The organism is Veillonella sp. S13054-11, from assembly GCF_002959795.1.
Lineage (GTDB): Bacteria > Bacillota > Negativicutes > Veillonellales > Veillonellaceae > Veillonella > Veillonella parvula_E.
In genome coordinates this window covers 261098-287661 of record NZ_PPCY01000001.1, presented here as the reverse complement: position 1 = coordinate 287661, position 26564 = coordinate 261098, and the positions used below count along the sequence as shown (strand labels likewise).

Below are 26564 nucleotides of genomic sequence, written 5' to 3'. Positions count from 1 at the left end.
AACTAGGAGAGGGTATTATGAGTAATCTGAAAGATTTTAATTGGACCGGATTTTGGAACGATGTCGACTATGCATTTGAATCTTATATAGGTAAATCTGTTACTGATGAGGATATTAAAGCAGCTGAAGCAAATCTAGGGTATACATTGCCTGTAGCATATATTGAGCTACTTAAAAACCATAATGGTGGTGTAGTAAAGAAAAATTGTTTTATTGATGATGATGACGATTGTGTATACGTAACAGGTATATATGGCATCGATAAAGATAAGAAATACTCTCTTTTAGGTGAGATGGGGAATAAATTTTGGATTTCGAAAGTAAAATATCCCCCTATCGGTGTCGTTGTAGCCGATACGATTTCCGGTGGTCACGACATGATTTTCCTCGATTATCGTGAGTGTGGTCCTACCGGTGAGCCTAAGGTTGTACGTATAGACGACCAAGAAGGTGATTACTCAATTACTCTATTAGCAGATAACTTTGGTGATTTTATTAAGGGCTTATATATCAGTATAGAAGACATTACGGACGAAGAGTTTCAAGAATTAAGTGATGCGGAAAAGGTTAAGTTCCTTAATGAACAAGAGGGCATCGATATCAAGCGTGCGATGGAACTGTTAAATAATATGGGCATCGATAATTTGTCCCCAATACTATTAAGCACCTTAGGACGTATGTATAACAATAATGGACGGGCAGCAGAGGCTATCGATTTATTTAATCGTATAGATGAGGCACATCGTGATTGGTCTTGGTATTATCGTTGTGGCTATGCTCATGCATCTTTGGGATGTGGTGAAAGCTACGAATCTGAACATGTACAGAAGGCATTACAGTTAATAGAGATTGGCATAAAAATGACGAAAGAAGCTCACTTAGATAAACAGCTTGGTTGGTGCTGTGAAGTAGTAAAGTATCAACTATTTAAAATTAAGCCAAAAGAGTACAAGGAGGATTATCCTGTGATATTTGAAACCATTAAGAATCTTTTTGATAAGAAAAATAGTAAAGATACTACAGAAGGTAAAGCTACTACGGAAGGTAAAGTTACTGGAGATATTAATGAATGCGAAGAAGATAACTATCCTACATATGATGTAGTACATTGGGTATTTAATAAGCAAACATATAGCAGAGAAGAGTTTTCCAAAGAATACAATGAAAATGTAAAGAAATATGTAGATGATGAAGCAGATGACGACGATAGATTAGAAGCACCGGAAATTCTAGTAACCTATGAAGCTTGGATTGAAAGTGAAGATCAACTTTTTGATAATGAACGTGTTACCGATGAGGAATTACTTGAAGAAGATAAAGAAGATGGCATGTGGCAGGTAGAAATTATGGCTCATCTTGTGGCGGATAATGGTACATATTTTACTAGAGAAGAATTGCTCTTTAAATTGCATAATTTAATGGCTAATAAAGAACTTGGTGATCACGTATTCTTTGAAGGTATTGAATACGAAGGTCATGAATGTGAAGGTTACGGACTTATAGATAATGAAGATAGTATACCTGTATTCTTTATTGTTTGTGGTAGCTAGTTTCTAAATAATGTTAACTATAAGACTATATTTGTAATACGACAGGATGTGGCATAATGACATTAACGGTTGAACAATTTAAAGCACTTTCTGATATAGAGCAATTACAAACTGTTAAAGATCTTAATGATACTGAACAAGTAGAAACTATTATTGATGTGTTAACTAGTGTGGGCACAGAAAATTTATCTATATCTCTGTTAGGTGAGCTCGGTAGAGCTTATAACAATAATGGCAATGAAAAAGAGGCAATTAAGGTATTAGAGTCTATTGATGAAAAATATCGTGATGCGGTGTGGTATTATCGCTGTGCTTATGCGTATGGAGTTATTGCGCTTGGTAATAATGACGCGTATACATCGGATGCGATGCAACAGATGCTAAGGTTAGTAGATAAGGGTGTACGTTTAGCTACTAAGGAAGATCGAAATGATATAAAAGAATACTTCTTTGAAATCATCGATATGTGCTATATGCAAATGGACTTTGAACAGTGTGAAGCAGAGTATACTGAGTTATGCAAAGCTTATAGCCAGTATGTGGTGGGAAAAAAGCGAAATAAACGAGGTGTTCCTCATCATCTCACCATCACAGTGGAAGAAATCCAAGCTACAGATGATATGTGGACCATTAATGAGCCCATGTATTGGACTATCAATATTTATGGCTCTCATGATGATTATATAGAATCCTCAAAAGGTTTTACCTTAGAGCAAAGATATCTCAATGCAATATGTTGGTATTTTGCTGAGGTTAATAATGGTGGACATCATCAGTTCTTCTATAATTCAACAGGCATTGTATGGGAAGACGCATTAGCAGGTTTGCAACGATTTAAAATGGATGAGTTAGCAAATAATTTCCAAACTGTATTAGGCTACTTTGGCGGTACAGTACCATTTGATAGAGAAGAACGATGGAAATTATTACAGCAATCTGAGGATAATCCAGAGTTCTTTGAGTTTCTAGATGAAAAAGATGATGTAGTATATGAATATGATGGAATTTTTGAAGATGTATTTGTACACGAAAATCCTCATTTATTTGTATTTGATGGAACCTATACGATTCCAGAATAAGCTTGGTGATATACGTAATAAAATATAATCTGCACTTTTAGTATGCTAATCGATTTTCACTATGTTAGCTACTTTCACCAAGCGGAAACGATGTATCAGAGGTATTACATGTTAGATAAACAAGGCGTATATGATTGTTTGCGTGACCATCATATCGATTTTGAAATTACAGATCACGCACCATTATTTAGTATGGACGATAAGCCAAATGTGCAGTTGCCATATCCTGAGTGGGATGCGAAGAATTTATTTATACGAGATCATAAACGAGAACATTACTATTTAATTACCGTTCGTGGTTCTAAACGTGTAGATTTAAAACAATTCCGTAAGGACCACAAGCTTAAAAAGATTACCTTTGGTTCTGAAGAAGAACTATGGGATATTTTGAAGATTAAACCAGGTCATGTATCTCCATTCTGCTTGCTCCATGATGAGGAACGTAAGGTCCATTACTATATTGACGCGGACTACGAAAATAATTTAATCGGCATACATCCAAACCAAAATGATGCGACTGTATGGCTTAAAGGCAAAGAACTAGTTAAACTTATTGAAGAACATGGTACAATAGTAGAGTATATTACATTGTAATTTTGAAGTGTTTTAGGAGCAGTTTAAGAAGATCTATGAATAGAACATTATTAAAACGTATGATAGTTACATCTGTTATTGCCGTATTAGGTGTAAGCACATCTTTTGCAGCTCTTGTTATGGAGCGAGATCAATCTGTAGATACAGCACCTAGTGTAGGCATGTATCGTTTCGAAGTACCTGTAGAGTTACAAGGAACTTATAATAGTGCAGGTGTAGCTAATCTGACAGCATCTATGGAAAAAGAACCTAATACATTGTCCATGAATGTGGCGCATGTAAAAGGTAATCCTTCGGAGTCTTATGTAGTTGAAATCTATAAAGATTTAGCTGCTATTGAAACACATCGCAAATCTGACCATTATCAAGCATTTGTTAATGAAGTCGGTTCTAAATTAACAAATCGTAAGATGTACGATGTACAGTCTGTACTTTTATTTGAAAAGAAAGATGCATTATCTATCGTAAATGATGGTAAGGCAGTGGTGACCTTAACTGAGTTTACTGTTGATAGCAATGAAATCGATACGGTACAACGACAATATCAACTCGATATGGAACGTGCCGTTCGTGATGATGCGGGTTATAAGGCTGGTTATGTGCTTCGTGAAAGAAATGCAAAAAATCGTTGGTACGTCATTCAAATCTATAGCGATCAAGAAGCCCTTACTAAACACTTGAACAGCCCAGGTTATCGTTTTATGATGAGCCAAATCCAAGGTAGTCTACAAGGGGTTACTACTAAAGTATTAGATGGGGATATCCTTGTAAACCATGGTGGTCAATCATTTGTTAGACCTTAGTTTTTGATATAATACTAATCAGTAAAGTTACTGCTAGCATATTATGTGCTAGCAGTTTTTTGCTATATAATAGGTTATAATCTAGTTAATTCTATTTAGGAGTTATATATGACACAACAAGAACGATTGCGCTATCTTTTAGAGGGATTAGTAGCCGAATATAAAGAGAAATATAACGAACATATAGATATTCCCGTAAGTGAAGAAGAACAATTTACTCTATTTAGAGCACTATGTAATATTCGTCCTGCAGGAGCTATGTCCGCAGAGTGGATGAAGATAGAGGATGAATATTTAAATACATTGGCTCATGAAAAAGGCATCGTTACGATTAACGATATGGAAGAGCGAGAACCTCAGATATATTTGTGGCAAGGGGATATAACACGTCTAGCGGTAAAGGCTATAGTCAATGCAGCTAATGAGCAGTTGCTCGGTTGTTTTCTACCGAATCACAAATGTATTGATAATGCCATTCATACTTTTGCTGGTATTGAGTTACGTATGGCCTGTGCTAGGATGACTGAGTATATGGATATGCCTGAAAAGACAGGTGTAGCTCGTATGACCTATGGTTTTAATTTACCTGCCAGTCATGTTATCCATACGGTAGGGCCTATTGTTTATGATACTGTTACAGACTTAGAAAAAGAACAATTGTCATCGTGCTATAGATCTTGCTTGGAGCTAGCTAATGCTTATAGTTTGAAGTCCATTGCATTTTGCTGCATTTCTACAGGTGAGTTTAGATTTCCTAATGAATTGGCGGCCCAAATTGCTATCGATACGGTACGTAGGTATTTAAAAGAAACAAATAGTAAAATCCAAGTGGTATTTAACGTATTTAAGGATATAGATTATGACATCTACAACAAATTATTGGGATAATATAAAACGTGTAAAAGATTTTTTGAATACAGCTGATGCGGTACTCGTAGGTATTGGGGCCGGTATGTCTACTGCAGCGGGTCTGACCTATAGTGGAGAACGTTTTCATAAATACTTCGATGACTTTCACAAAAAGTACGGTATCACAGATATGTATTCTGGTGGATTCTATTCATTTGAAAGCATGGAAGAATATTGGGCGTGGTGGAGCCGTCATATCTACTATAATCGCTATGATATTTCAGTAGGTGAACCTTATATTCGGTTGATGGAGTTGTTACAAAATAAGAATTACTTTGTGATTACCACTAATGTAGATCATCAAATGCAATTTGCTGGAGTGGATAAAAATAGATTTTATTACATGCAAGGTGATTATGGCTTGTGGCAATGCTTTGAGCCATGTCATCAAAAGACTTATGATAATGAAGAACAAGTGCGTCGTATGGTGAAAGAACAAAAGGATATGAAAATTCCCACAGAATTAATTCCTCACTGTCCTAGATGTGGCGAACTAATGACGATGAATTTACGTGTCGACGGTGCCTTTGTGCAAGACGAAGGTTGGTATGCAGCTCAAAAACGATATGCAAGTTTTATAGAGAATTATAAAGATAAGAAAACCGTATTGTTAGAACTTGGTGTTGGCTATAATACACCGATGATTATTAAATATCCATTTATGCGGGTGGCACATGACAATATAGACACACTATATGTACCAGTTAATATTGAAAAACGATCGATTCCATTTGATATTCAGCAAAATACAGTATTGTTTAATAATGACATACAAAAGGTATTGAATGATTTGTTATCTTAAGAAGGAGTTAATGTACTATGAACTATAAATATACCTATGAAAGTCCATTAGGGACAATGATTATGCTTGGTACATTATCATACTTAACAGATTTATTTTTTATTGATGAAGCTCATGCACCTAGTTATGATGATGCGGAGTATATAGAGCAACTAACAGGTCCATTTGAAGTAACAATTATGTGGCTAAATCAATACTTTAATGGTAAAAAGCCCTTTATTACACCGCCTATCCAGTTAGAAGGTACAGAGTTCCGTAAATCCGTATGGTCTATATTACAGACAATTCCTTATGGTGAAACTACAACATATGGAGATATTGGTAAACAAATTGCACAGCAACAAGGTAAAGAGAAATTTTTTGCTCAAGCCGTAGGAGGGGCTGTAGGGCATAATCCAATTTCTATCATCGTTCCTTGTCACCGTGTTATTGGTAGTAATGGCCAGTTAACAGGATATGCAGGGGGCATTGAACGCAAGAAATATATGCTAGACCTAGAGTCGGAGCATAAATAAAGTAATAGTAAATATAAAACATAGATAATAATAAAAGAGATTACTTCTATGTATAGTTAGACATATATAGAAGTAATCTTTTTTTGTGTTTAGATATATTTAGTTGTAATGTAAATAGATATCGTAATAATTAGAATATGAGCAAATACAATACTTTTACAATGTACTTATTTTAAATAAATTTGTTTTCTAAGGTACCAATACCGCTTATGGAAACTGTAACAATATCTCCTGGTTTTAACCAAGAATACTTACTTTCATTTTTACCTAATACTACACCACTAGGCGTACCTGTAAAGATAATGTCACCTTCTTGGAGTGTCATATATGTTGATAAGAAGGCAATAATGTTATAAGGCTTAAAAATCATTTGTTCTAGCTTTGCTTGTTGACGTATTTCACCATTTACTGTTGTCGTAATAGTAGCACTTTCAAAGTCAAAATCATCAGGAGATACAATATTAGGACCAATAGGAGCAAAGTGATCAAGCGATTTGCCAAGGATCCATTGAGAACCTCTAAACTGTAATGTACGGGCACATACGTCGTTACCAATGGTATAGCCTAAGATATGTTCCATTGCCTTTTCAGGAGATATGTTTTTACCAGATTTACCGATGATGATAACTAATTCTCCTTCATAATCGTAATGGAAAGTTTCGTCTTCAATAGTAATTGTATCATGATTACCTGCAAGAGCATTTGATGTTTTCATAAAGATTTCTGGAAAATCATGTGTAGCTAGACTAGTTTCAGCAATATGATCAGCATAGTTAAGGCCGATACAAATGATACTTTTAGGATTAGGAATTAAAAAATTTTTATTTTCGTTCATAATAGGGACCTCTAGTAAAATAAGATAATGTATATCTGAAATTATTATAATATAAATAGGGCGGTAGCTATACTGTAAAAAACAATTTTTATATTCAACGATAGTATAGCTAGGGGCCTATTTGATAATATACATATCTATTAATATGTTACCTATATATAGATGATATATCTTAATAGATACTATATCTGTATATATAATTTATCATCTCTATAGAATCTATTGAAAATACAAGATGATAGTGATAAGATTAAGTGTATATCAATATAAATGGAGGTTATTGTTATGAGCAAGAATATCGATTGGGATAATCTCGGTTTTGGTTATGTAGAAACCGACTACCGTTATTTGACTACATATAAAGATGGTAAATGGGACGAAGGTGGTCTAATTACTGATGCTAACGTTGTCCTTAATGAATGTGCTGGTGTATTCCAATACGCTCAAACTGTTTTTGAAGGTTTGAAAGCATACTATACAAAAGATGGTCACATCGTATGCTTCCGTCCAGATTTGAATGCAGAACGTTTGAATCAATCCTGTGAACGCCTTGTAATGCCTACATTACCTGAAGGTCGTTTCCTTGAAGCTGTAAAAGAAGTTGTAAAAGCAAATAAAGACTTTGTTCCTCCATATGGTCATGGTGCAAGCCTTTATATTCGTCCTTACATGATGGGTACAAACTCCGTTATCGGTGTAAAACCTGCTGATGAATATCAATTCCGTGTGTTTACAACACCAGTAGGCCCTTACTTTAAAGGTGGTGCTAAACCAATCAAAATTCGTATTACTGATTTTGATCGTGCAGCTCCTCATGGTACTGGCCATATTAAAGCTGGTTTGAATTATGCTATGAGTTTGTATGCTATCACTGATGCTCATAATGAAGGCTATGCAGAAAATATGTATCTTGATGCGGCTACTCGTACACATGTAGAAGAAACTGGTGGTGCTAACTTCATCTTTATTACTAAAGATGGTAAATTAGTTACACCTAAATCTGATAGTATCTTGCCATCCATTACACGTCGTTCTTTGATGTATGTAGCAGAACACTACCTTGGTATGACTGTAGAACATCGTCCTGTTCATAAAGATGAATTAAAAGACTTTGCTGAAATTGGTCTTTGTGGTACAGCGGCTGTTATTTCTCCAGTAGGTCAAATCGATACTCCAGAAGGCACTATTAATGTTCCTGCTGGCATGGATGATATGGGTCCTATCACTAAAAAATTATATGACACATTACTTGGCATTCAACATGGTGAAATCGAAGCTCCTGAAGGCTGGGTAGTTAAAATTTGCTAATTATTTAACTATGCAAATATGATTTAATTATGCAAACATGAAAGTATATAAAAACGGCATCTACCGTATGATAGATGCCGTTTTTTATTCTGCTAAAGATATTAGTAAACTAATGATTTTGATTGATAAATATTCTAGCTATATTTAGTTAGCGTTTGCTCTACTATGCACTTTAGCCATAAATTTTTCGTTGTTAATGACAAAGCGTTCATGTGTACCACGACCGATAATACCAATGCCATCAGAAGCTTCGATATCGAATGTGATTTTGCGACCTTCTACGGCGCTTACAATAGCTTTTGCTGTTACTGTTGCACCAAGTGGAGTAGGGGCTTCATGGGTGATGGATAAAGCAATACCTACAGTGCCTTCACCTTCTTCTAAGTATGGTTGTACTGCTGCTTGAGCCGCTTCTTCCATTAAAGCGCACATGGCTGGTGTGGCAAAGACATCTAAAGAACCAGATTTCATTGTTTTAGCAATATTAGATTCTGTAACTGTTACAGTAGCCGTAGCTGTTTGACCTGCTGATACCATATTATACCTTCTTTCATTAAGAAAATTCTCGTTATAATAGTATTATACATCTTTCGATAATTTTTATGCTAATGTAATGATACATATTTTATAGATATATGTATACACCTCTAATGCTATATCGGTTATCAATTTTAAATATATTAAAAAAGCTATTCAAATTAAAGAAATGTAACTAGTTATAACTGTTCTATAGAATACGTGATATAATGAAGCTAGTCTTTTTTATACGAGGTATATATGAGTAAAAGAAATTTAAAACCTTCTGGTGAAGGTTGGGTACAGTTAATAGCAGGCATAGGTTTTATTGTTTTATTAATTATTATAAATATTGTAGATCCTACATTTTATCCGACCATGTGGCACTTAGCAACAAGTGGCTCTATGGAAGAGGTAGCGGAGTATATTCAAAGTTTTGGCCCTATGGCCATGTTGGTGAGTATGGTCCTCGATATTTTTGTTAACGCCGTAGGCTTTTTACCGTCAATTTTCATATCTACAGCTAATGGTTTAGTATTTGGTATGTGGCCAGGGATTATTATTTCTTGGTTGGCTGAAACAATTGGTGTAGTCATTAGCTTTTATATTATGCGTTACTTCTTACGTGATACAGCGGACAAGTTGATTGCTAAGAGTACGGTATTGATGAAAGTAGATGATTTTTCCGGTAAAAATGGTTTTGTGGTCATGTTATTTGCACGATCCTTACCGTATTTTCCATCTGGAGTCATTACCGCCTTAGGGGCCATTAGTAAAATCAAACCTAGAGATTATATATTGGCAAACTTGATTGGTAAATTTCCATCTACGGCTTTAGAAGTAGCTATTGGTACAGATATTGTAAATTTCCAAGAAAATATGGGACGATTAGGAATTATTGTTCTTGTTGCAGGTGTTGTATACTTCATTCTTTGGAAAGTATATAAGAACTATATTAATAAGAAAAATGCGGAACAAGAGCATGATCCTAATGCGTAATATAAAGTCTAATTAGGTAAGCCATTACAAAATAACTAATTAACTATAGGCTGCTTACGTTTTAATAATGTAATATTCTTAATTCTTGATGTTAGTAATATTTTCTACTTAGAAGTGTTTTCTACATAGTATATATGAAAGAGGCGATAGTATGAGCTTTTCTCTTCCTGAACGTGTAACCTTAAAAGGTCCTAATTTTATTCGTGAAGTATTTGAACGTGGTGTAGGCGTGGAAGGCTTTATTAGCTTTGGTATTGGTAATCCTGCGCCAGAAGCGATACCGGTAGAGGTCATCGAAAGGGCTTTTGATGAAGTTGTGCATTCTAATCCTATGAGCCTTTTACAATATGGTCCAATGCAAGGTGATGCACATTTAGCAGAACTTACGTTAGAACGTTTAGTACAAACTCATAAGATGAATTCGGAAGGACAAGGTCTCATTATTTCCAATGGTGCAGGTCAATTATTAGGTCTTGTACCAATTACAGTTTTAGAACCAGGCGATGAAGTGTATATGGATGAATTTACTTTCACCAGTGCTATTAACTCTGTGCGCAACATGGGCGGTAAAGCAATAGGTATTAAAACTGACGAGTACGGTATGATTCCGGGTGAGTTAGAAAAAGCGGCTCAATCTGGTAAAGGTAAATATATTTATCTAATTCCCAACTTCCAGAATCCAACAGGCATTACTATGCCTTTAGAGCGCCGTAAGGAGATTTATGCTATTGCATCTAAATATGATTTATTTATCTATGAAGATGATCCATATGGTGAAATTCGTTTCGCCGGAGAATATATTCCAACGTTCAAATCCTTCGACACAGAAGATCGTGTTCTGTATGCAGGTTCTTATTCTAAAACATTATCTGCAGGCTTGCGTGTAGGCTTCTTATTTGGCCCAACTAAAGTTATTGAAGCTATCCAAGCATTAAAAAATAATACGGCCGGTCAAATGCCATTAGTAACTCAAAAGGTGGTAGCGAAGGTTCTTGATACCATTGATTACGATGCTCATTTAGATAATGTACGAAAAGTATATAAAATGAAATGTGAAGCTTTACTTAACGCTTTTAAAAAGTATGCGAGTTCTAAAGTTCATTTGACACAACCTACAGGTGGTATGTTTGCATGGATGACGATGCCTGAGGATGTAGATTGTGATGTATTCTTTGAAACTTGTATGGACCGCAATGTTGGGATTATTAAATGTGGTGCCTTTGCAGCAGATGGAGCAGGAGCAGGTCATGCATTTCGTTTGAGCTATACGGTACCAACAGTAGAGGAAATTACAAAGGGGATGAAAATTCTCGGCGGGTTAACTAAAGAATTTTGTGGTGAGTAATATATTGATAATTTTTGATATAACGTGATACAATGTAGGCGTAGATACATTGTGTTTACCATATAAAAAAGTTTTTAATATAGATGTGAGGTATAGCCTCAAAGAAAGTAGGTGTTTACTATGGGTTGCGGTAGCAGCAGTGATTGTGGCGGATGCCCATCTCAATCTTCTGGTTGCGGTGGTGGCGCGTCTCAACAACCTCAAGATCTTACAGCTCAATTACACGAGCTTAGTTCTGTTAAACATGTAATTGGTGTAGTATCTGGCAAAGGTGGCGTAGGTAAATCCTCCGTTACCAGCTTGATGGCCATTACAATGGCGCGTAAAGGTTACAAAGTAGGTATCCTCGATGCGGATATTACAGGTCCTTCTATTCCTAAGATGTTTGGCATTAAGGAAAAGGCATATGCTGACGAAATCGGTATGTATCCTGTAAAATCTAAAGGCGGTATTGACGTTATGTCTGTTAACCTCCTTTTGGAAAACGATACAGATCCTGTTTTATGGCGTGGTCCTATTTTAGGTAATGTAGTAAAACAATTTTATACAGATGTTATTTGGAAAGACATCGATTATTTATTTGTTGATATGCCACCGGGAACAGGTGACGTAGCGATTACTGTATATCAATCCTTGAAATTGGACGGTATTATTATCGTTACATCTCCTCAAGACTTGGTATCCATGATTGTTGAAAAAGCAGTTAAAATGGCTGATTTAATGCAAGTGCCTATTATTGGTGTGGTGGAAAACTACTCTTACTTCCATTGCCCAGATAACGGTAAGGATTATCAAATTTTTGGTGAAAGCCACATCGAAGAAATCCTTCAAAAATACGGTCTATTATTGTTGAACCGTTTACCAATTGACCCAACTATTGCAAACCTTTGCGATAAAGGTGATATTGAGTCTATCGAAAAAACAAATTTAGAGGACGTATCTCTACCTGAATAGGATTCATATGATGATGAAAGCTGTGTATTTATAAATGCACAGCTTTTTATCACATCTTTTTATGGTGAATTATGTTATATTTATGGTAGGAAGATAGAATTATATCTTTAATTCTCTTACTACAGATATGCTGAACATAGTTAGTATAGATTTTTATTTTTCTTAACATGATACTATAGGGTGTATTGGCATATATTGGTTTAATTTTAATGTTTTCCTATGTAGGACGTATGTGTATGAAAAAACTATTGAACTGGATCATTCCAGCAGCCTTTGGTTTAGGTCTGTGGTTTGTTCCAACTCCAGAGGGATTAACTCCTCAGTCATGGCATTTATTTGCAATCTTTGTAGCTACTATCGTAGGCTTCATTACTCAGCCGTTACCGATTGGTGGCGTATCTATCGTTGTTATTACTGTTGCTGCATTGACAGGCACATTAAAGATTAGTGAAGGTATTTCAGGTTTTGCTAACTCTGCAATCTGGCTAATTGTAGGTGCTTTCTTATTCTCTCGTGGCTTTATTAAAACTGGTTTGGGGAAACGTATTGCTTATAATTTGATTTCTGCTTTTGGTAGTAGCTCCTTGCGTTTGGCCTATGCATTGGCTTTGTCTGATTTGATTTTAGCTCCCGCAACACCATCTAACACAGCTCGTGTAGGCGGTGTAATCATGCCAATTACAACTAGCTTAGCAAAAGCTTTCGGTTCTGAACCACAAGATGGACCTCGTAAAATTGGTTCTTTCTTGATGCAATCAATTTACCAAGTAAATACGATTACATCTGCGATGTTCCAAACATCCATGGCTGGTAATACATTGGTTGCAGCATTAGCGCTTCAATCTTTTGGTATTGGTATTACATGGGGCGACTGGGCTATGGCAGCTATCGTACCTGGTATTATTGCATTGATTATTATGCCGTATTTCATTTATAAAGTATATCCACCGGAAATCAAAGATGCTCGTGAAGCTCAACAAATGATTCGCGAAGAGTTAAAAGGTCTTGGCAAGATTTCTTTCCAAGAATGGGTAATGCTTGGCGTATTTATTTTAGCATTAGTATTGTGGGCTACGTCTCAATTTACAAAACTTGATGCTACAACTGTTGCATTCTTAGGTATTTCTATTTTACTTGCTACAGGCGTTCTAATTTGGGACGATGTTAAGAGTGAAAAGGGTGCTTGGGATACATTGGTTTGGATGGGTACATTGATGGGCTTTGCCGGATTCCTTTCCAAATTGGGCTTTATCAAATGGGCTACAGTTCAAGTGGGTGGTTATATTCCAGAAGGCTCTTGGGTAATTGCCTTTGTTGTAGCTGTTCTTGTTAATACATATGCTCACTATGTATTTGCATCCTTAACAGCGCATATTTCTGCGATGTTCGTAGCATTCTCTGCAATCGCTATTTCTGCAGGTGCCCCACCTATGTTGACATTGTTGATGATTGCATTCACATCTAACTTGTGTATGTCTTTGACTCACTATGCAGCAGGTCCATCTCCAGTAATCTTTAATACTGGTTATGTTCCTCAAAATATATGGTGGAAACTTGGTTTCTTCACATCTGTAATCAACTTAATTATCTTCATGGGTCTTGGCTCTGTATGGATGAAGTTGATTGGTATGTGGTAAAATTTAGTACTGACAATTTTATAGGATTGTAATGGCATGTACTTTAAACCTATTAGACTTAGTGTACTATGCATTTACATCGTATATAAAAAGCCGTCCCGATAGGGGCGGCTTTTTGTGATAAAATATGAGTAGTTAATAGATAATTAATGTAAATATTGTAAAATAATATACATAATAAATTATTCAAGCTAATTGTACAAATTTTATATGATTTGTGCATAGGAGGGACCTATGAAGTTTGATAATGAACAATTATTAAAGTATATTGGCGCTTGTACATCTCCGTATCACACAGTAGATACAAGTTTACAAATGCTATTGGACTCAGGATTTACAGAGCTCAGTTTAGAAGATGAGTGGCAGTTAGACTCTGGTTCTTATGTAGTTAACGTGTTCGGCACCACCTTATTTGCCTTTCATATAGGGAAGAAACCAGAACATACATTACGTATTGCGTCGGCTCATACAGATTTTCCTGCTATTCGTGTTAAACCAAACCCTATAACCTCTATGAAAGGATACACAAAGTTAAATGTAGAAATGTATGGCGGTCTTATAGAAAATACATGGCTTGATCGTCCATTAGGTGCAGCAGGTACGGTTGTGTTAAAAGGAAAAAATGCCTTTGACGTAGATTCTGTTCTAGTCGATACAAAACGGCCTATCGCTATTGTTCCAAACCTAGCTATTCATATGAATCGCTCTGTTAATGATGGGGTTAAACTAAATCGTCAAAAAGAAATGCTTCCTATATTGATGATGGAACGTAATAATGAAGATAATCCTACAAAACCTTTAAATAATAGAAATAATCCAAGTTTATTTTCAGAATCAGATACTCAATACGATGAGTGGACAAAGTTTTTAGCTGATGAAGTAGATTGCGATCCTTCCGAAATATTATCTTATGAAATGACTTTATATCCTACGGAACAAGGCTGTGTACTCGGTACGGAAGGTGATTTCATTAGCTCACCTCGTTTAGATAATTTAACATCTTGCTTTAGTGTATTATCTGGTATTATTCAAGCCAAAAAAATGAATGTTAATGGTGTTCGCTGTGCTATACTCTTTGATAACGAAGAGGTGGGCAGTCGTACGAAACAAGGTGGGGCTGGCATGATATTACCAAATCTCGTTAAACGCGTGTATGACGCATTAGGATATTCTAATCAAGAGATGGACAGCTTTATCTCTAAAGGCTTTATGATTTCCTCCGATGTAGCACACGGATTACACCCAAACTATCCAGAGAAAAATGACATTACGAATATTCCTGTACTTAATAAAGGGCTATCCCTTAAGATTGCATGTAGCCAATCTTACGCTGGGGATGCTAAGGCCATTGCTATCGTTAAAGGCCTTTGTGAAGAAGCGGATGCACAGTATCAGATTTATGTAAATCGTTCGGATATTCCAGGTGGATCTACAGTAGGTTCCATTTCATCAGCTATGTTACCAATGCGTACTATTGATGTAGGCTTGCCTCTTTTAGCAATGCATTCAGCTAGAGAATTGATGGGGGCAGCTGATCAAGAGCAATTAAATCGATTAATGAATCATTTTCTAGGTGGTAAGTAATATAAAATGGAATTTATTCGATGTGCATTATTGAAAGACATATGATTTTTTGTAATGAACAGTAAAAAATATATTTTATACTTTCATAATTGGTATAATCCTTTAAATATAATGAAAATATTGTATAATAAGTATATATTATTATGAATATAAAACCTCATCATAAATTTTGATGAGGCTTTCCTCAATATTGATTTATCTATAAGTATAGGAAATATTCATATATTAATAAAAATGAAAGCTGATAGTTCACATTTGTGGAAGCTAGTAGGAGGCAATACATGAGAAAAATTAAATCCGTATTGGTTGCCAACCGTGGAGAAATTGCGATCCGCGTGTTCCGTGCATGTAATGAAATGGGAATTAAAACTGTAGCCATTTACTCTAAAGAGGATACATTATCCTTGCACCGTAACCAAGCCGATGAAGCCTATCTCGTAGGGGAAGGTAAAAAACCAGTTGACGCATATCTTGATATTGAAGATATCATCCGTATTGCAAAAGAACATGACATCGATGCTATCCATCCAGGTTATGGCTTCTTATCTGAAAATGAAGGCTTTGCTCGTCGTTGTGAAGAAGAAGGAATTATCTTTATTGGGCCTAAAATCAAGCATTTGAATATGTTTGGTGATAAAGTAAATGCTCGTGAGCAAGCTAAATTAGCAAAAATTCCGATGATCCCAGGTTCTGATGGGGCTTTAAAAGATTATGCTCAACTAGAAGAATTTGCTGATACACATGGTTTTCCATTGATGATTAAAGCCGTTAATGGCGGCGGCGGTCGTGGTATGCGTGAAGTTCATCATAAAGAAGATCTTCGAGATGCATATGATCGTGCTAAATCTGAAGCGAAAGCTGCGTTTGGCGATGATGATGTATATGTAGAAAAACTTATCGTAGAGCCTAAACATATTGAAGTTCAAATCTTAGGTGATGAACATGGCAATGTAGTTCATTTGCATGAACGTGATTGCTCTGTTCAACGTCGTCACCAAAAAGTAGTTGAAATGGCGCCAGCCTTTGCGTTATCATTAGAAACTCGTAAAGCTGTATGTGATGCTGCCGTTAAAATCATGAAAAATGTTGGCTACGTGAATGCAGGTACTGTAGAATTTTTGGTAACTGCTGATGGTAGCTTCTACTTTATCGAAGTTAATCCACGTATTCAAGTAGAGCATACTGTAACAGAAATGATTACAGATATTGACATTGTTCATGCTCAAATTAGAATCGCTGAAGGCTTTAGTTTACATAGCCCTGAAGTAGGTATTCCTGAGCAGGATAAAATTCCTTGTAAAGGCACTGCTATCCAATGTCGTATTACCACAGAAGATCCTAAAAACAACTTTATGCCTGATACCGGTAAAATCTTAGCGTACCGTAGCTCTGGTGGTTTTGGTATCCGTCTTGATTCTGGTAATGCTTTTACAGGTGCCGTTGTAACACCTTACTATGACTCCTTGCTTGTGAAAGCGACAGCATTTGGTCCTAACAACGAAGAAACTATTCGTAAAATGCTTCGTTGCTTAAAAGAGTTCCGTATTCGCGGTGTAAAAACAAATATTCACTTCTTGATTAATGTATTGGAACATCCTGAATTCCAAAGTGGTTCTTACAATGTAAACTTCATTGAAGAACATCCTGAATTATTCGAATTGAAACCAGATCGTGACCGTGGTACTAAATTATTACGTTACATTGCTGATGTTACAATTAATGGCTATTCTGGTGCAGGGGCTCAAGAGGTTCCTGACTTTGAACCGATTCAAATGCCATCTACTTTGGATGTAAGTCCAGCATCTGGTACAAAACAAAAATTTGATGAACTTGGACCAGATAAATTCAGTAAATGGTTATCGGAACAAAAACAAGTATTCTTCACTGATACCACTTGGCGTGATGCCCATCAATCCTTGTTTGCTACACGTCTTCGTACAATCGATATGGCTCGCGTAGCTGGTCATGCTGCAAAAGGTGTACCTAACTTATTCTCCTTAGAATGTTGGGGGGGTGCTACTTTTGACGTATCATACCGATTCTTACATGAAGATCCGTGGGAGCGTTTGCGCATGTTCCGTCGTGAAGTGCCAAATACATTGCTTCAAATGCTTCTTCGTGGTGCAAATGCCGTAGGTTACACATCGTATCCAGACAACGTAGTTCGTCAATTCATTCAACGGGCTGCTGCTAATGGTATTGATGTATTCCGCGTATTTGATAGCTTGAATAGTCTTGATAATATGCATGTTGCTATCGATGAAGTGCGTGCACAAAATAAAATAGCTGAAGTTGCATTGTGCTATACTGGCGATATCCTTGATGGTGCTCGTACAAAATACAACTTGGACTATTATGTAAATATGGCAAAAGAGCTTGAAAAAGCTGGTGCCAATATTATTGCCATTAAAGATATGGCCGGCCTTTTAAAACCACAAGCTTCTTATAACTTGGTATCTGCCTTGAAAGATGCTGTCTCTGTTCCAATTCACTTGCATACTCATGAAGGCTCCGGTAACTCTATCTATACATATGGCCGCGCTGTAGATGCTGGTGTTGATGTAATCGACTTAGCATACTCAGCATTTGCTAATGGTACTTCTCAACCTAGCATGAATTCCATGTACTATGCGTTGTCCGGTCATGAACGTCAACCAGAAATGAACATTGATTACATGGAAGAAATGTCTCATTATTTTGGTAGTATCAGACCATATTACAAAGGTGTAGATAAAGCAGAAGCATATCCTAATACTGAAGTATATCAACATGAAATGCCAGGTGGACAATACTCTAACTTGCAACAACAAGCTAAAATGGTAGGGCTTGGTGATCGTTGGACAGATATTAAGAAAATGTACCACCAAGTAAACATGATGTTTGGTGATATCATTAAAGTTACACCATCCTCTAAAGTGGTAGGGGATATGACATTGTACATGGTACAAAACAACTTAACTGAAAAAGATATCTACGAAAAAGGCGATGTATTGGATTTCCCTCAATCCGTAGTTGAATTCTTTGAAGGACGTCTTGGTACTCCATATCAAGGCTTCCCTGAAAAATTACAAAAAATCATCTTGAAAGGTGCTCGCCCAATCACAGTTCGCCCTGGTGCTGTATTACCTCCAACAGATTTTGAACATATTCGTCATGAATTAAGCGAAATGGGAGCCCAAACAACTGATGAAGATATTAGTGCATATTGCTTGTATCCTAAGGTTTACCAAGATTACAATAAATTTGTAAAAGACTTTGGCGATGTATCTGTATTAGATACTCCAACATTCTTCTTTGGTATGAAACGGGGCGAAGAAATTCAAGTAACCATTGAAAAAGGTAAAACACTGATTATCAAGATGAATGGTTTCTCTGAACCTGATGAAGATGGTAACCGCATCGTATTGTTCGAGTTTAATGGTCAACCTCGTAGCATTAAGGTTCATGATAAACATGCTAAGACAACTGGTGTTGTTCGTCGCAAAGCGGATGAATCTAACCCTGGTGAAATTGGTGCTACATTGTCTGGTTCCGTTGTTAAGATCCTTATTAAGAATGGTCAATCTGTAACTAAAGGTGAACCATTGATCGTTACAGAAGCGATGAAAATGGAAACAACAATTACAGCTCCTATCGATGGTATCGTAGAAGAAATTCTTGTACGTGAAGGTAGCCGTATCGAATCTGGTGACTGCTTGCTTCGTATTGAAGATGCTTTAAAACGATAAACTAACAATCATTTAAAATTAAAAATATTATTTCTCAAATATTTCATAAAATGAAAAATGGAAGAATAATGGAAGAATCCCTAGGAAATCCTAGGGATTCTTTGTATTTTCAAGGGTTTCATGGTACTATATAATATAGAGAAAATGGGCGTATTATGCGTTATTTTAGAATGATTAGTAGAAAAGGAGTAGTAACAGATGAGATGTCCTTATTGCCAACACACAGACACGAAGGTAACAGACTCTAGAACGACTGATGAAGGTAATAGTATTCGCCGTCGCCGTGAATGTATCAATTGTGGCCGTCGCTTTACTACCTATGAAATTATAGAAGAAGTACCACTAATGGTATTGAAGAAAAATGGACGACGTGAATTATTTGACCGCGGTAAGCTACTAAATGGGTTATTGCGCTCTTGTGATAAGCGTACAGTTCCTATGTCCGTGATGGAGCAAGTAGTTAATGATGTAGAGCGTGACATTCGAAATGAAATTAACCAAGAGGTTACAACTGATCGAATTGGTGAGCTCGTGTTACAACAACTTAAAGATATAGATCAAGTTGCATATGTTCGTTTTGCCAGTGTATATCGTAAGTTTGATAATATTGATAGCTTTATGGAAGAGTTAAAGGCTCTGAAGAAGTTAGACGCTAAAAAGCCGAAACGCAAACCTGTCGTAGAAGAATAATTGATTTTGTATTACTGATTGGTTATACATAGTTTTGAAATTAACGATGTGTGAGGCTTTATGATAGATTTACATTGTGATACGATGATGCAATTGCTAGATCATCCTGATAGTGGTGATTTATTTCGTAATACTTGGAAAATTGATATAGAAAAATTACAAAAGGCTCACAGCAAGATACAAGACTTTGCGCTCTTTATTAATATGGGTGAGACGAATGACCCTTATGGTCGCTATGAAGAGATGCGTAATTTGTGTGTATCACAAATTCATCACTATGGAGAGCACATACAACATGTGCTCTCTTATCAAGATGTAGAGTCTGTATACAAGACTGGTAAGATTGGGGCACTTATGTCTATTGAGGAAGGTGGCGTACTAGGTGGCGATTTAAATAAACTTAAACAAGCTTACCAAGATGGAGTCAGACTTATAACGCTAACATGGAACTATCCAAATGGACTTGGCGAGCCACATTGTGGTGAGCAACATAAAAAATTGACATCTAAAGGTGTTGAATTTGTAGAAGCTATGCAAGAGTTAGGGATAATTGTTGATTGCTCTCATCTTAACGATGCTGGTACAGAGCAATTAGGGGATATTCTAGAGGTTCCTTTTATAGCATCTCATTCAAATGCGCGTGAAGTTCGGGCTCATACGCGAAATTTGCCAGATAATCTTATTAGACTTATCGCTAATAAGGGAGGTATTATAGGACTTAATTTTGCACAGAATTTTCTCGGCACATCGCTAATTAGTCGCATTGAAGATATTGTTAAACATGGTCTATATCTCATCGACAAGGGCGGTGAAGATGTAGTGGCATTAGGAACTGATTTCGATGGGATTCCACCCGACACAGAGATTGCAGATATGTCTCAAATGAGTCGTCTTTATGATGCTTTTAAAGAGGCAGGTTTATCTGTGGAACAATGTGAAAAGTTATTCTGGAAAAATGCAGATAGACTATTAAAGGAGATTTTATAATGACTGATTTAAATCCAATCATTGCTGATCGTTTTACAGAGCATCTTGAAGTGTTTGGTAAAACGATGGAACATATGGATACCATTCAAGAAATCGGATATCGCTGTAAAGCGGCTTTAGAAAATGGTAATAAAATTTTGTTCTGTGGTAATGGTGGCTCTGCGGCGGACTCTCAACATTTAGCAGCTGAATTGATTTGTCGCTTTAAAAAGGAACGGCGCTCTCTTGCAGGCATTGCATTAACTACTGATACATCTGCATTAACAGCTATTGCGAATGACTATGATTTTGAATCTGTTTTTGCACGTCAAGTAGAGGGCTTAGGCCGTACAGGTGATGTTCTCATCGGTATTTCTACATCTGGTAACTCCAAGAATGTTGTAAAAGCTGCAGAAATGGCCCGTTCTATCGGTATGCATACCATTGCTTTCACTGGGGAAGGCGGTGGCAAATTGGCCGAACTATGTGATATTACGCTGGCTATTCCTAGTAATGTGACAGCACGCATTCAAGAAATGCATATCTTAGCTGGCCACATTATGTGCGAAATTATTGAAGAAGATTATTAACCGATAGGTTTTTACTCATAGATACACATTGTTTCAATTAAAAATTTATTTAAATTAGGAACATATGTAATTTTGATAAGGAATAGGTGGATTATGATAAATACTACCATTAGTCAGTTTTTAACAAAGCAACTGCCAAACTTGAAGATTGCCGTTGTAGGCGATGTAATGGTAGACCGTTATGTTTTTGGTGATGTAAGTCGTATTTCTCCAGAAGCACCGGTTCCTGTAAACCGCGTGTCCAAGATGAAAGAGGTCCTTGGTGGAGCTGGTAATGTTGCATCTAATCTGTCTAATTTAGACTGTAAAGTATATCTTGGTGCACTAGCAGGTAATGACGACCATGGCCATTTATTAAAAAATTTACTTGATACTGATAAAATCGATACGACTGGTTTAATCACTAGTGATGACCGCTCTACTATTACTAAGATGCGCATATTGGGTGATCGTCAACAGATGATGCGCCTTGATTTTGAAACAATTACAAATTTAACCAATCAAGAAGAGCAACAATTGTCTGTTTGGTTGGAAAATCTATGTAAAGCGGGGATTGATGGTATTGTCGTATCTGACTATGGTAAAGGCGTTTGTACACCTACCTTATTGAAGACAATCTTTGGTTTGGCTAAGAAATATGGTGTGCAAACTATCGTAGATCCTAAGGGTGCAGACTGGTCTAAATATAATGGTGCTACATGTATTACACCGAATGTGAAAGAACTCGGTGAATGTGTAGGCCGTAAACTAGAAAATGATGATGCTACTATCGTAGAGGCTGCTAAGTCTGTACTCGCTACTGTAGATTTAGATTATATTGTAGCTACGCGATCTGCAAAAGGGATTACGGTTATTGCAAAGGATGGTCGTACATGGCATAATCCTGCTACTCAACAAGAGGTATTCGATGTGAGTGGTGCAGGAGATACCGTTGTATCCATGATGATGACCTGTCTTGCAAGTGGTTTATCGATGCGTTTAGCTTTGCATATTGCCAATGGTGCAGCGGGTATCGTAGTATCTAAGGTTGGTACGTATCCAATACATCGTTCCGAGCTATTAGACTTATGGCATTCCTATAAACATAGTATTCAATCTAAACCATTATATACAAAGGAAGAAATGAAAGAACTCGTTTCACAATGGCAAAGCAAAGGTGAGACAGTAGTGTTCACAAATGGTTGTTTTGACATTCTTCATCGTGGACATATCACGTATTTACAAGAGGCTGCACAACTGGGGGATCATTTAATCATTGGATTAAACTCTGATTCATCTGTTCAACGCTTAAAAGGGAAAACACGGCCCATCGTAAGTGAAGAGGATAGAGCGGCCTTGTTGAGTGCGCTGCGATGCATCGATGGGGTTGTGTTATTTGAAGAAAATACGCCGGCTGAATTACTAGCGTACTTACGTCCCAATACTCTTGTTAAGGGTGGAGATTACAAAATAGAAGATATTATCGGACGGGAGTCCGTTGACAATGTAGAGGTTCTTTCGTTTAAAGAAGGTTACTCTACATCAGATATTGTAGGGAAAATAGCCACTATGGCTAAGGAGGGCAAATTATGATTATCGTAACAGGTGGTGCTGGTTTTATTGGCAGTAATATTGTGAAAGCACTGAATGATCGTGGTCGTACAGATATTCTCATCGTTGATGATCTTACAGATGGTCGTAAGATTCGCAATATTCAAAATTTAGAATTTCTAGATTACATCGATTGTGATGATTTTGATTGTGCTATTGCTGATGGTACATTTGATGTAGGCCCGATTGAAGTTGTATTCCACGAAGGCGCTTGTGCAGATACGATGGAATATAATGGCAAATATATGATGAAGAACAACTATGAAGGTTCTAAAAATCTATTCCATTATTGCCAAGACCGCCGTATTCCATTCATCTATGCATCCTCTGCATCCACATATGGTAATGGTACAAATGGTTTCGTAGAAAAGCCCGAAGCTGAAGAAGCACTTAACCCATATGCGTATTCTAAATTGTTATTCGACCGTTATGTACGTAAATATGAAGGTGAATATACAGCTCAAGTTGTAGGCTTACGTTACTTTAACGTATACGGTCCTAACGAAGCTCATAAAGATAAAATGGCTTCTTTAGTACGTCAAATGTTCTACAAAAATAAAGAAACAGGTATCATTAACCTCTTTGAAGGTACAGATGGCTACGAAGATGGCGGTCAAACACGTGATTTTATTTATGTAAAAGATGTAGTCAATGTAAACTTCTATTTTTGGGAGCATCCTGAAATCTCTGGTACTTTCAACTGTGGTACAGGTAATGCTCATAGCTTTAACCAATTCATGCAAGCTGTAATCGACTACAATGGTCAAGGCAAAATTGAATATGTGCCATTCCCAGAGGTGTTAAAAGGCAAATACCAAAGCTTTACAGAGGCTGATACTACTAAATTGTTAGCAGCTGGCTATGATAAAGGGTTTTATAAAATGGAAGATGCCGTTAAAGAATATTGTGAACTATTAGATAATAACGAAGGGTATTTACGTTAATGCGCAAGGTATTATTTTTAGATCGCGATGGTGTTATTAACAAGGATGTTAGTTATCTATATAAAATCAGCGATTTAGAGTGGGTAGATGGTGCAAAAGAGGCCCTTGCTTATGCTCATAGTAAGGGCTATGATCTCATTGTAGTGACAAATCAGAGTGGTGTAGCTCGTGGTTATTATAAAGAGTCTGATGTTCAGATTTTACATGACTATATGGCTCATGAACTAGATCGCAGTGGAGCACCGATTTTACATTTCTATTACTGTCCACACCATAAAGAAGGTATTGTTCCTCTCTATGCAGTAGAATGTGAATGTAGAAAACCTAAACCTGGCATGATTAATCAAGCCATTAAGGATTATAATGTAAATCCTGCAGAGAGTTTCCTTATAGGCGACAGTCAGCGTGATGTTGATGCTGCTGAGGCCGCTGGCATTAAGGGGTACCTATTTAAAGGCTCTAATCTATTGGATTTCATTAAAACAATAATTTAATCATTTATTCCATTTAGTTTATTTCGGAAGAATATATTTGGGTTTGTTGTGTTGTATTTGGGGAGGCTTTATGAAAGATTACAAGAATATACTCATCATCAAGATGAGTTCCTTAGGTGATGTAATTCACGCATTGCCTACCTTGTACGCTATGCGCAAGAATTGGCCTAATGCGCGTATTACATGGGCTATTCATGAGCAATTCGCTAGCCTCTTACCTGGTACACCTTGGGTCGATGACGTGATTATTATCGATAAAAAACGACTCAAAAAGCCTGCTTATTTATATCAATTGCGTAAAGATTTGCATAGTCGTCATTTTGATATGACCCTGGACCTTCAATGTATTGCTAAAAGCGCCATTGTATCTTTATTATCTGGTTCACCTGAAAAGTATGGCTACTGGGAGCTTCGCGAAGGAAGTAATCTAGTTAATAAAGCCTTAGTAGGTGAGCATAAATACGACCATGTTATCGAACGGTATCTTGATACTGTACGTGCACTTGGTGGCGAGGTAGAGGAGATTGAATTTCCTATGCCAGCCTACGTTGAGGCTGAGAAATCCATAAAACAAAAGTTGAAACGCCATGGTGTAGATGATGAATATATTGTAGTTGTACCAGGGGCACGATGGATTGTTAAGGAGTGGCCACTTCTTAATTTTGGAGAATTATGTATTCGTTTATGTGAATCTGGTAAGAAGGTTGTTATTGCCGGTGCCCCTGATGACGCAGAGAAGGGTATTTTTATTGAGAACTACGTAAAGAATGATAATCTCATCAATTTAGTTGGATCTACAACAATGCCTGAACTCATTGAATTGATACGTCACTGTCAAATCTTTATTAGTGCCGATACAGGACCATTGCATATTGCAAATGCCTTGAAGCGTCCTTTGATTGCCATGTTTGGCACAACATCTCCTAAGCGTACAGGTCCTTATGGTGGCAGTCATGTACATCTCATTATTTCACCTACTTCTAAGGCTACACCTGAGCAACCACTAGTAGATGATCCAGACTGTATGGCACAAATTCCTGTAGACGCAGTATGGTCAGTGTATGAACAAGTACTTGGAAAGGAACTATAATGGAACTAGATTGTAAGCGCATTGTGGTAACCTTTTTAATGCATTTAGGGGATGTCATATTAACGACTCCATTTTTAGAAGTGCTTCGTAAAGCGGCTCCTCATAGTCATATTACGTATGTAATAGATGAAAAATTACAACAAGTCATGGAATATAATCCAAATATTGATGAACTTATCGTTGTAGATAAAAAAGGTCGCCATAATAGCATTTCAGGTCTCAATGAAGTTGCTCATGAAATCAATGCTAAGGGAAAACCTGACATTGTCATTAATTTACATCCTAATGAGCGTACTTCATATTTAGCATGGAAAATTCATGCACCTATCACAACTGGTATGAGCCATTTTCTATTTAGACCATTCATGACAAAGTATACGCGGTTAGATCGTAAAACTCGTCATGCTGCGGACATGTACATTAATGTCCTAGAGCAATTAGGTGTAACAGATACTTCTAACTCTGGTTTACATATTGAAACCTGTGAAGAATGGCGTCGTCAGGCTCAAGAGTTTTACGCTACACATGGATTAACTGATACTGATATACTCATTGGTTTTAATATCGGTAGCGCCGTTCCTGAGAAACGTTGGCCAGCTGAACGATTTGCTCATGTAGCAGATTACTTTGGTCATTTAGGTTATAAGACGGTTTTCTTTGGCGGACCTATGGACCTTGAAATGGTGCAGCCCGTAGTAGAACAAATGGAAACAAAGCCTATTGTGGCTACCGGAAAATTCCAGTTAGGCCCTTTGGCAGCGGCTATGAGCCGTTGTAATCTGTTAATTACTAATGATTCTGGACCAATGCATGTAGGAATCAGTCAAGGTGTGCCAATTGTGGCACTGTATGGTCCATCAAATCCATTCTTTTATGGACCTTATCAAGCTCATGCTATCGTTTTAGAAACGATGGATTCTTATGAGATTGGTAAAAGCATGAAAAAAATTATTAAAGAAGGAAATTATAAAGGATTATCTGTAATTTCTGAAGAACAGGTTATTAAAGCTGCGGAAACGTTGCTTTTAGAATCGAAATAAAC

Annotated in this window: 24 protein-coding genes; 22 read left to right on the top strand and 2 right to left on the bottom strand. The window is 36.8% G+C overall.

What is annotated here, in order from left to right; genetic code table 11:
- The first annotated feature begins 17 nt into the window (after positions 1–17).
- From VPHSUH08_RS01385 to VPHSUH08_RS01355, 7 genes are all read left to right on the top strand, one after another.
- On the top strand, positions 18–1550 hold the full coding sequence (locus VPHSUH08_RS01385) for an SMI1/KNR4 family protein (protein ID WP_105086555.1): 1533 nt from the start codon (positions 18–20) through the stop codon (positions 1548–1550).
- Between the two features lie 56 nt (positions 1551–1606).
- Positions 1607–2629: a DMP19 family protein gene (locus VPHSUH08_RS01380; protein ID WP_105086554.1), complete on the top strand. Its 1023-nt coding sequence runs from the start codon at positions 1607–1609 to the stop codon at positions 2627–2629.
- Between the two features lie 108 nt (positions 2630–2737).
- A complete protein-coding gene (locus VPHSUH08_RS01375; protein WP_105086553.1) occupies positions 2738–3223 on the top strand; it encodes a prolyl-tRNA synthetase associated domain-containing protein in 486 nt (161 codons plus the stop codon).
- Positions 3224–3258: 35 nt separating this feature from the next.
- Positions 3259–4026: a putative quinol monooxygenase gene (locus tag VPHSUH08_RS01370; protein ID WP_105086552.1), complete on the top strand. Its 768-nt coding sequence runs from the start codon at positions 3259–3261 to the stop codon at positions 4024–4026.
- 108 nt (positions 4027–4134) lie between these two features.
- Positions 4135–4914 carry a protein-ADP-ribose hydrolase gene (locus VPHSUH08_RS01365; protein ID WP_060919708.1) on the top strand — a complete coding sequence of 260 codons (780 nt, stop codon included), beginning with the start codon at positions 4135–4137 and terminating at the stop codon, positions 4912–4914.
- Positions 4886–5737 (top strand): Sir2 family NAD-dependent protein deacetylase, encoded by an 852-nt coding sequence (locus VPHSUH08_RS01360; protein WP_105086551.1) that lies wholly within the window; start codon positions 4886–4888, stop codon positions 5735–5737. Before VPHSUH08_RS01365 ends, VPHSUH08_RS01360 begins: the two co-directional genes overlap by 29 nt.
- Before the next feature lie 17 nt (positions 5738–5754).
- On the top strand, positions 5755–6252 hold the full coding sequence (locus VPHSUH08_RS01355; RefSeq protein WP_105086550.1) for a methylated-DNA--[protein]-cysteine S-methyltransferase: 498 nt from the start codon (positions 5755–5757) through the stop codon (positions 6250–6252).
- Positions 6253–6424: 172 nt separating this feature from the next.
- On the opposite strand, the gene VPHSUH08_RS01350 is transcribed toward VPHSUH08_RS01355, so the two are convergent.
- The gene (locus VPHSUH08_RS01350) at positions 6425–7087 is read right to left on the bottom strand and encodes a fumarylacetoacetate hydrolase family protein (RefSeq protein WP_004693512.1); all 663 of its coding nucleotides are present in this window, start codon (positions 7085–7087) and stop codon (positions 6425–6427) included.
- 285 nt (positions 7088–7372) lie between these two features.
- Here VPHSUH08_RS01350 and VPHSUH08_RS01345 point away from each other — a divergent pair, with 285 nt between their 5' ends.
- On the top strand, positions 7373–8395 hold the full coding sequence (locus tag VPHSUH08_RS01345) for a branched-chain amino acid aminotransferase (RefSeq protein ID WP_004697304.1): 1023 nt from the start codon (positions 7373–7375) through the stop codon (positions 8393–8395).
- A gap of 144 nt (positions 8396–8539) precedes the next feature.
- On the opposite strand, the gene VPHSUH08_RS01340 is transcribed toward VPHSUH08_RS01345, so the two are convergent.
- A complete protein-coding gene (locus VPHSUH08_RS01340) occupies positions 8540–8932 on the bottom strand; it encodes a thioesterase family protein (protein ID WP_004692969.1) in 393 nt (130 codons plus the stop codon).
- Between the two features lie 240 nt (positions 8933–9172).
- On the opposite strand from VPHSUH08_RS01340, the gene VPHSUH08_RS01335 reads away from it, so the two are divergent.
- From VPHSUH08_RS01335 to VPHSUH08_RS01270, 14 genes are all read left to right on the top strand, one after another.
- Positions 9173–9910, top strand: a complete 738-nt coding sequence (locus VPHSUH08_RS01335) for a TVP38/TMEM64 family protein (protein ID WP_004692970.1) — start codon at positions 9173–9175, stop codon at positions 9908–9910.
- Between the two features lie 151 nt (positions 9911–10061).
- The gene (locus VPHSUH08_RS01330) at positions 10062–11255 is read left to right on the top strand and encodes a PLP-dependent aminotransferase family protein (RefSeq protein ID WP_024061481.1); all 1194 of its coding nucleotides are present in this window, start codon (positions 10062–10064) and stop codon (positions 11253–11255) included.
- Positions 11256–11375: 120 nt separating this feature from the next.
- Positions 11376–12209, top strand: a complete 834-nt coding sequence (locus VPHSUH08_RS01325; RefSeq protein WP_004697392.1) for an Mrp/NBP35 family ATP-binding protein — start codon at positions 11376–11378, stop codon at positions 12207–12209.
- A gap of 236 nt (positions 12210–12445) precedes the next feature.
- The gene (locus tag VPHSUH08_RS01320) at positions 12446–13846 is read left to right on the top strand and encodes an anion permease (RefSeq protein ID WP_008600725.1); all 1401 of its coding nucleotides are present in this window, start codon (positions 12446–12448) and stop codon (positions 13844–13846) included.
- 234 nt (positions 13847–14080) lie between these two features.
- Positions 14081–15430 carry a M18 family aminopeptidase gene (locus VPHSUH08_RS01315; protein ID WP_008600727.1) on the top strand — a complete coding sequence of 450 codons (1350 nt, stop codon included), beginning with the start codon at positions 14081–14083 and terminating at the stop codon, positions 15428–15430.
- A 281-nt stretch (positions 15431–15711) separates the two neighbouring features.
- Positions 15712–19158 carry a pyruvate carboxylase gene (locus VPHSUH08_RS01310; protein ID WP_008600728.1) on the top strand — a complete coding sequence of 1149 codons (3447 nt, stop codon included), beginning with the start codon at positions 15712–15714 and terminating at the stop codon, positions 19156–19158.
- Between the two features lie 198 nt (positions 19159–19356).
- Positions 19357–19848 (top strand): transcriptional regulator NrdR, encoded by a 492-nt coding sequence (gene nrdR / locus VPHSUH08_RS01305; RefSeq protein WP_004692976.1) that lies wholly within the window; start codon positions 19357–19359, stop codon positions 19846–19848.
- Positions 19849–19908: 60 nt separating this feature from the next.
- Entirely contained in the window at positions 19909–20835 is a 927-nt protein-coding gene (locus VPHSUH08_RS01300) for a dipeptidase (RefSeq protein WP_105086549.1), read from the top strand.
- Entirely contained in the window at positions 20835–21404 is a 570-nt protein-coding gene (gene gmhA / locus VPHSUH08_RS01295; RefSeq protein WP_008600733.1) for a D-sedoheptulose 7-phosphate isomerase, read from the top strand. The genes VPHSUH08_RS01300 and gmhA overlap by 1 nt, the downstream gene beginning before the upstream one ends.
- 93 nt (positions 21405–21497) lie before the next feature.
- A complete protein-coding gene (rfaE1, locus tag VPHSUH08_RS01290) occupies positions 21498–22976 on the top strand; it encodes a D-glycero-beta-D-manno-heptose-7-phosphate kinase (RefSeq protein ID WP_105086548.1) in 1479 nt (492 codons plus the stop codon).
- Positions 22973–23938, top strand: coding sequence for an ADP-glyceromanno-heptose 6-epimerase (rfaD, locus tag VPHSUH08_RS01285; RefSeq protein ID WP_004692980.1), 966 nt, complete (start codon positions 22973–22975; stop codon positions 23936–23938). The genes rfaE1 and rfaD overlap by 4 nt, the downstream gene beginning before the upstream one ends.
- Positions 23938–24432, top strand: coding sequence for a D-glycero-beta-D-manno-heptose 1,7-bisphosphate 7-phosphatase (locus VPHSUH08_RS01280; RefSeq protein WP_105086547.1), 495 nt, complete (start codon positions 23938–23940; stop codon positions 24430–24432). Before rfaD ends, VPHSUH08_RS01280 begins: the two co-directional genes overlap by 1 nt.
- A 70-nt stretch (positions 24433–24502) precedes the next feature.
- A complete protein-coding gene (locus VPHSUH08_RS01275) occupies positions 24503–25522 on the top strand; it encodes a glycosyltransferase family 9 protein (RefSeq protein ID WP_105086546.1) in 1020 nt (339 codons plus the stop codon).
- A complete protein-coding gene (locus VPHSUH08_RS01270; protein ID WP_105086545.1) occupies positions 25522–26562 on the top strand; it encodes a glycosyltransferase family 9 protein in 1041 nt (346 codons plus the stop codon). The genes VPHSUH08_RS01275 and VPHSUH08_RS01270 overlap by 1 nt, the downstream gene beginning before the upstream one ends.
- Positions 26563–26564: the final 2 nt, after the last annotated feature.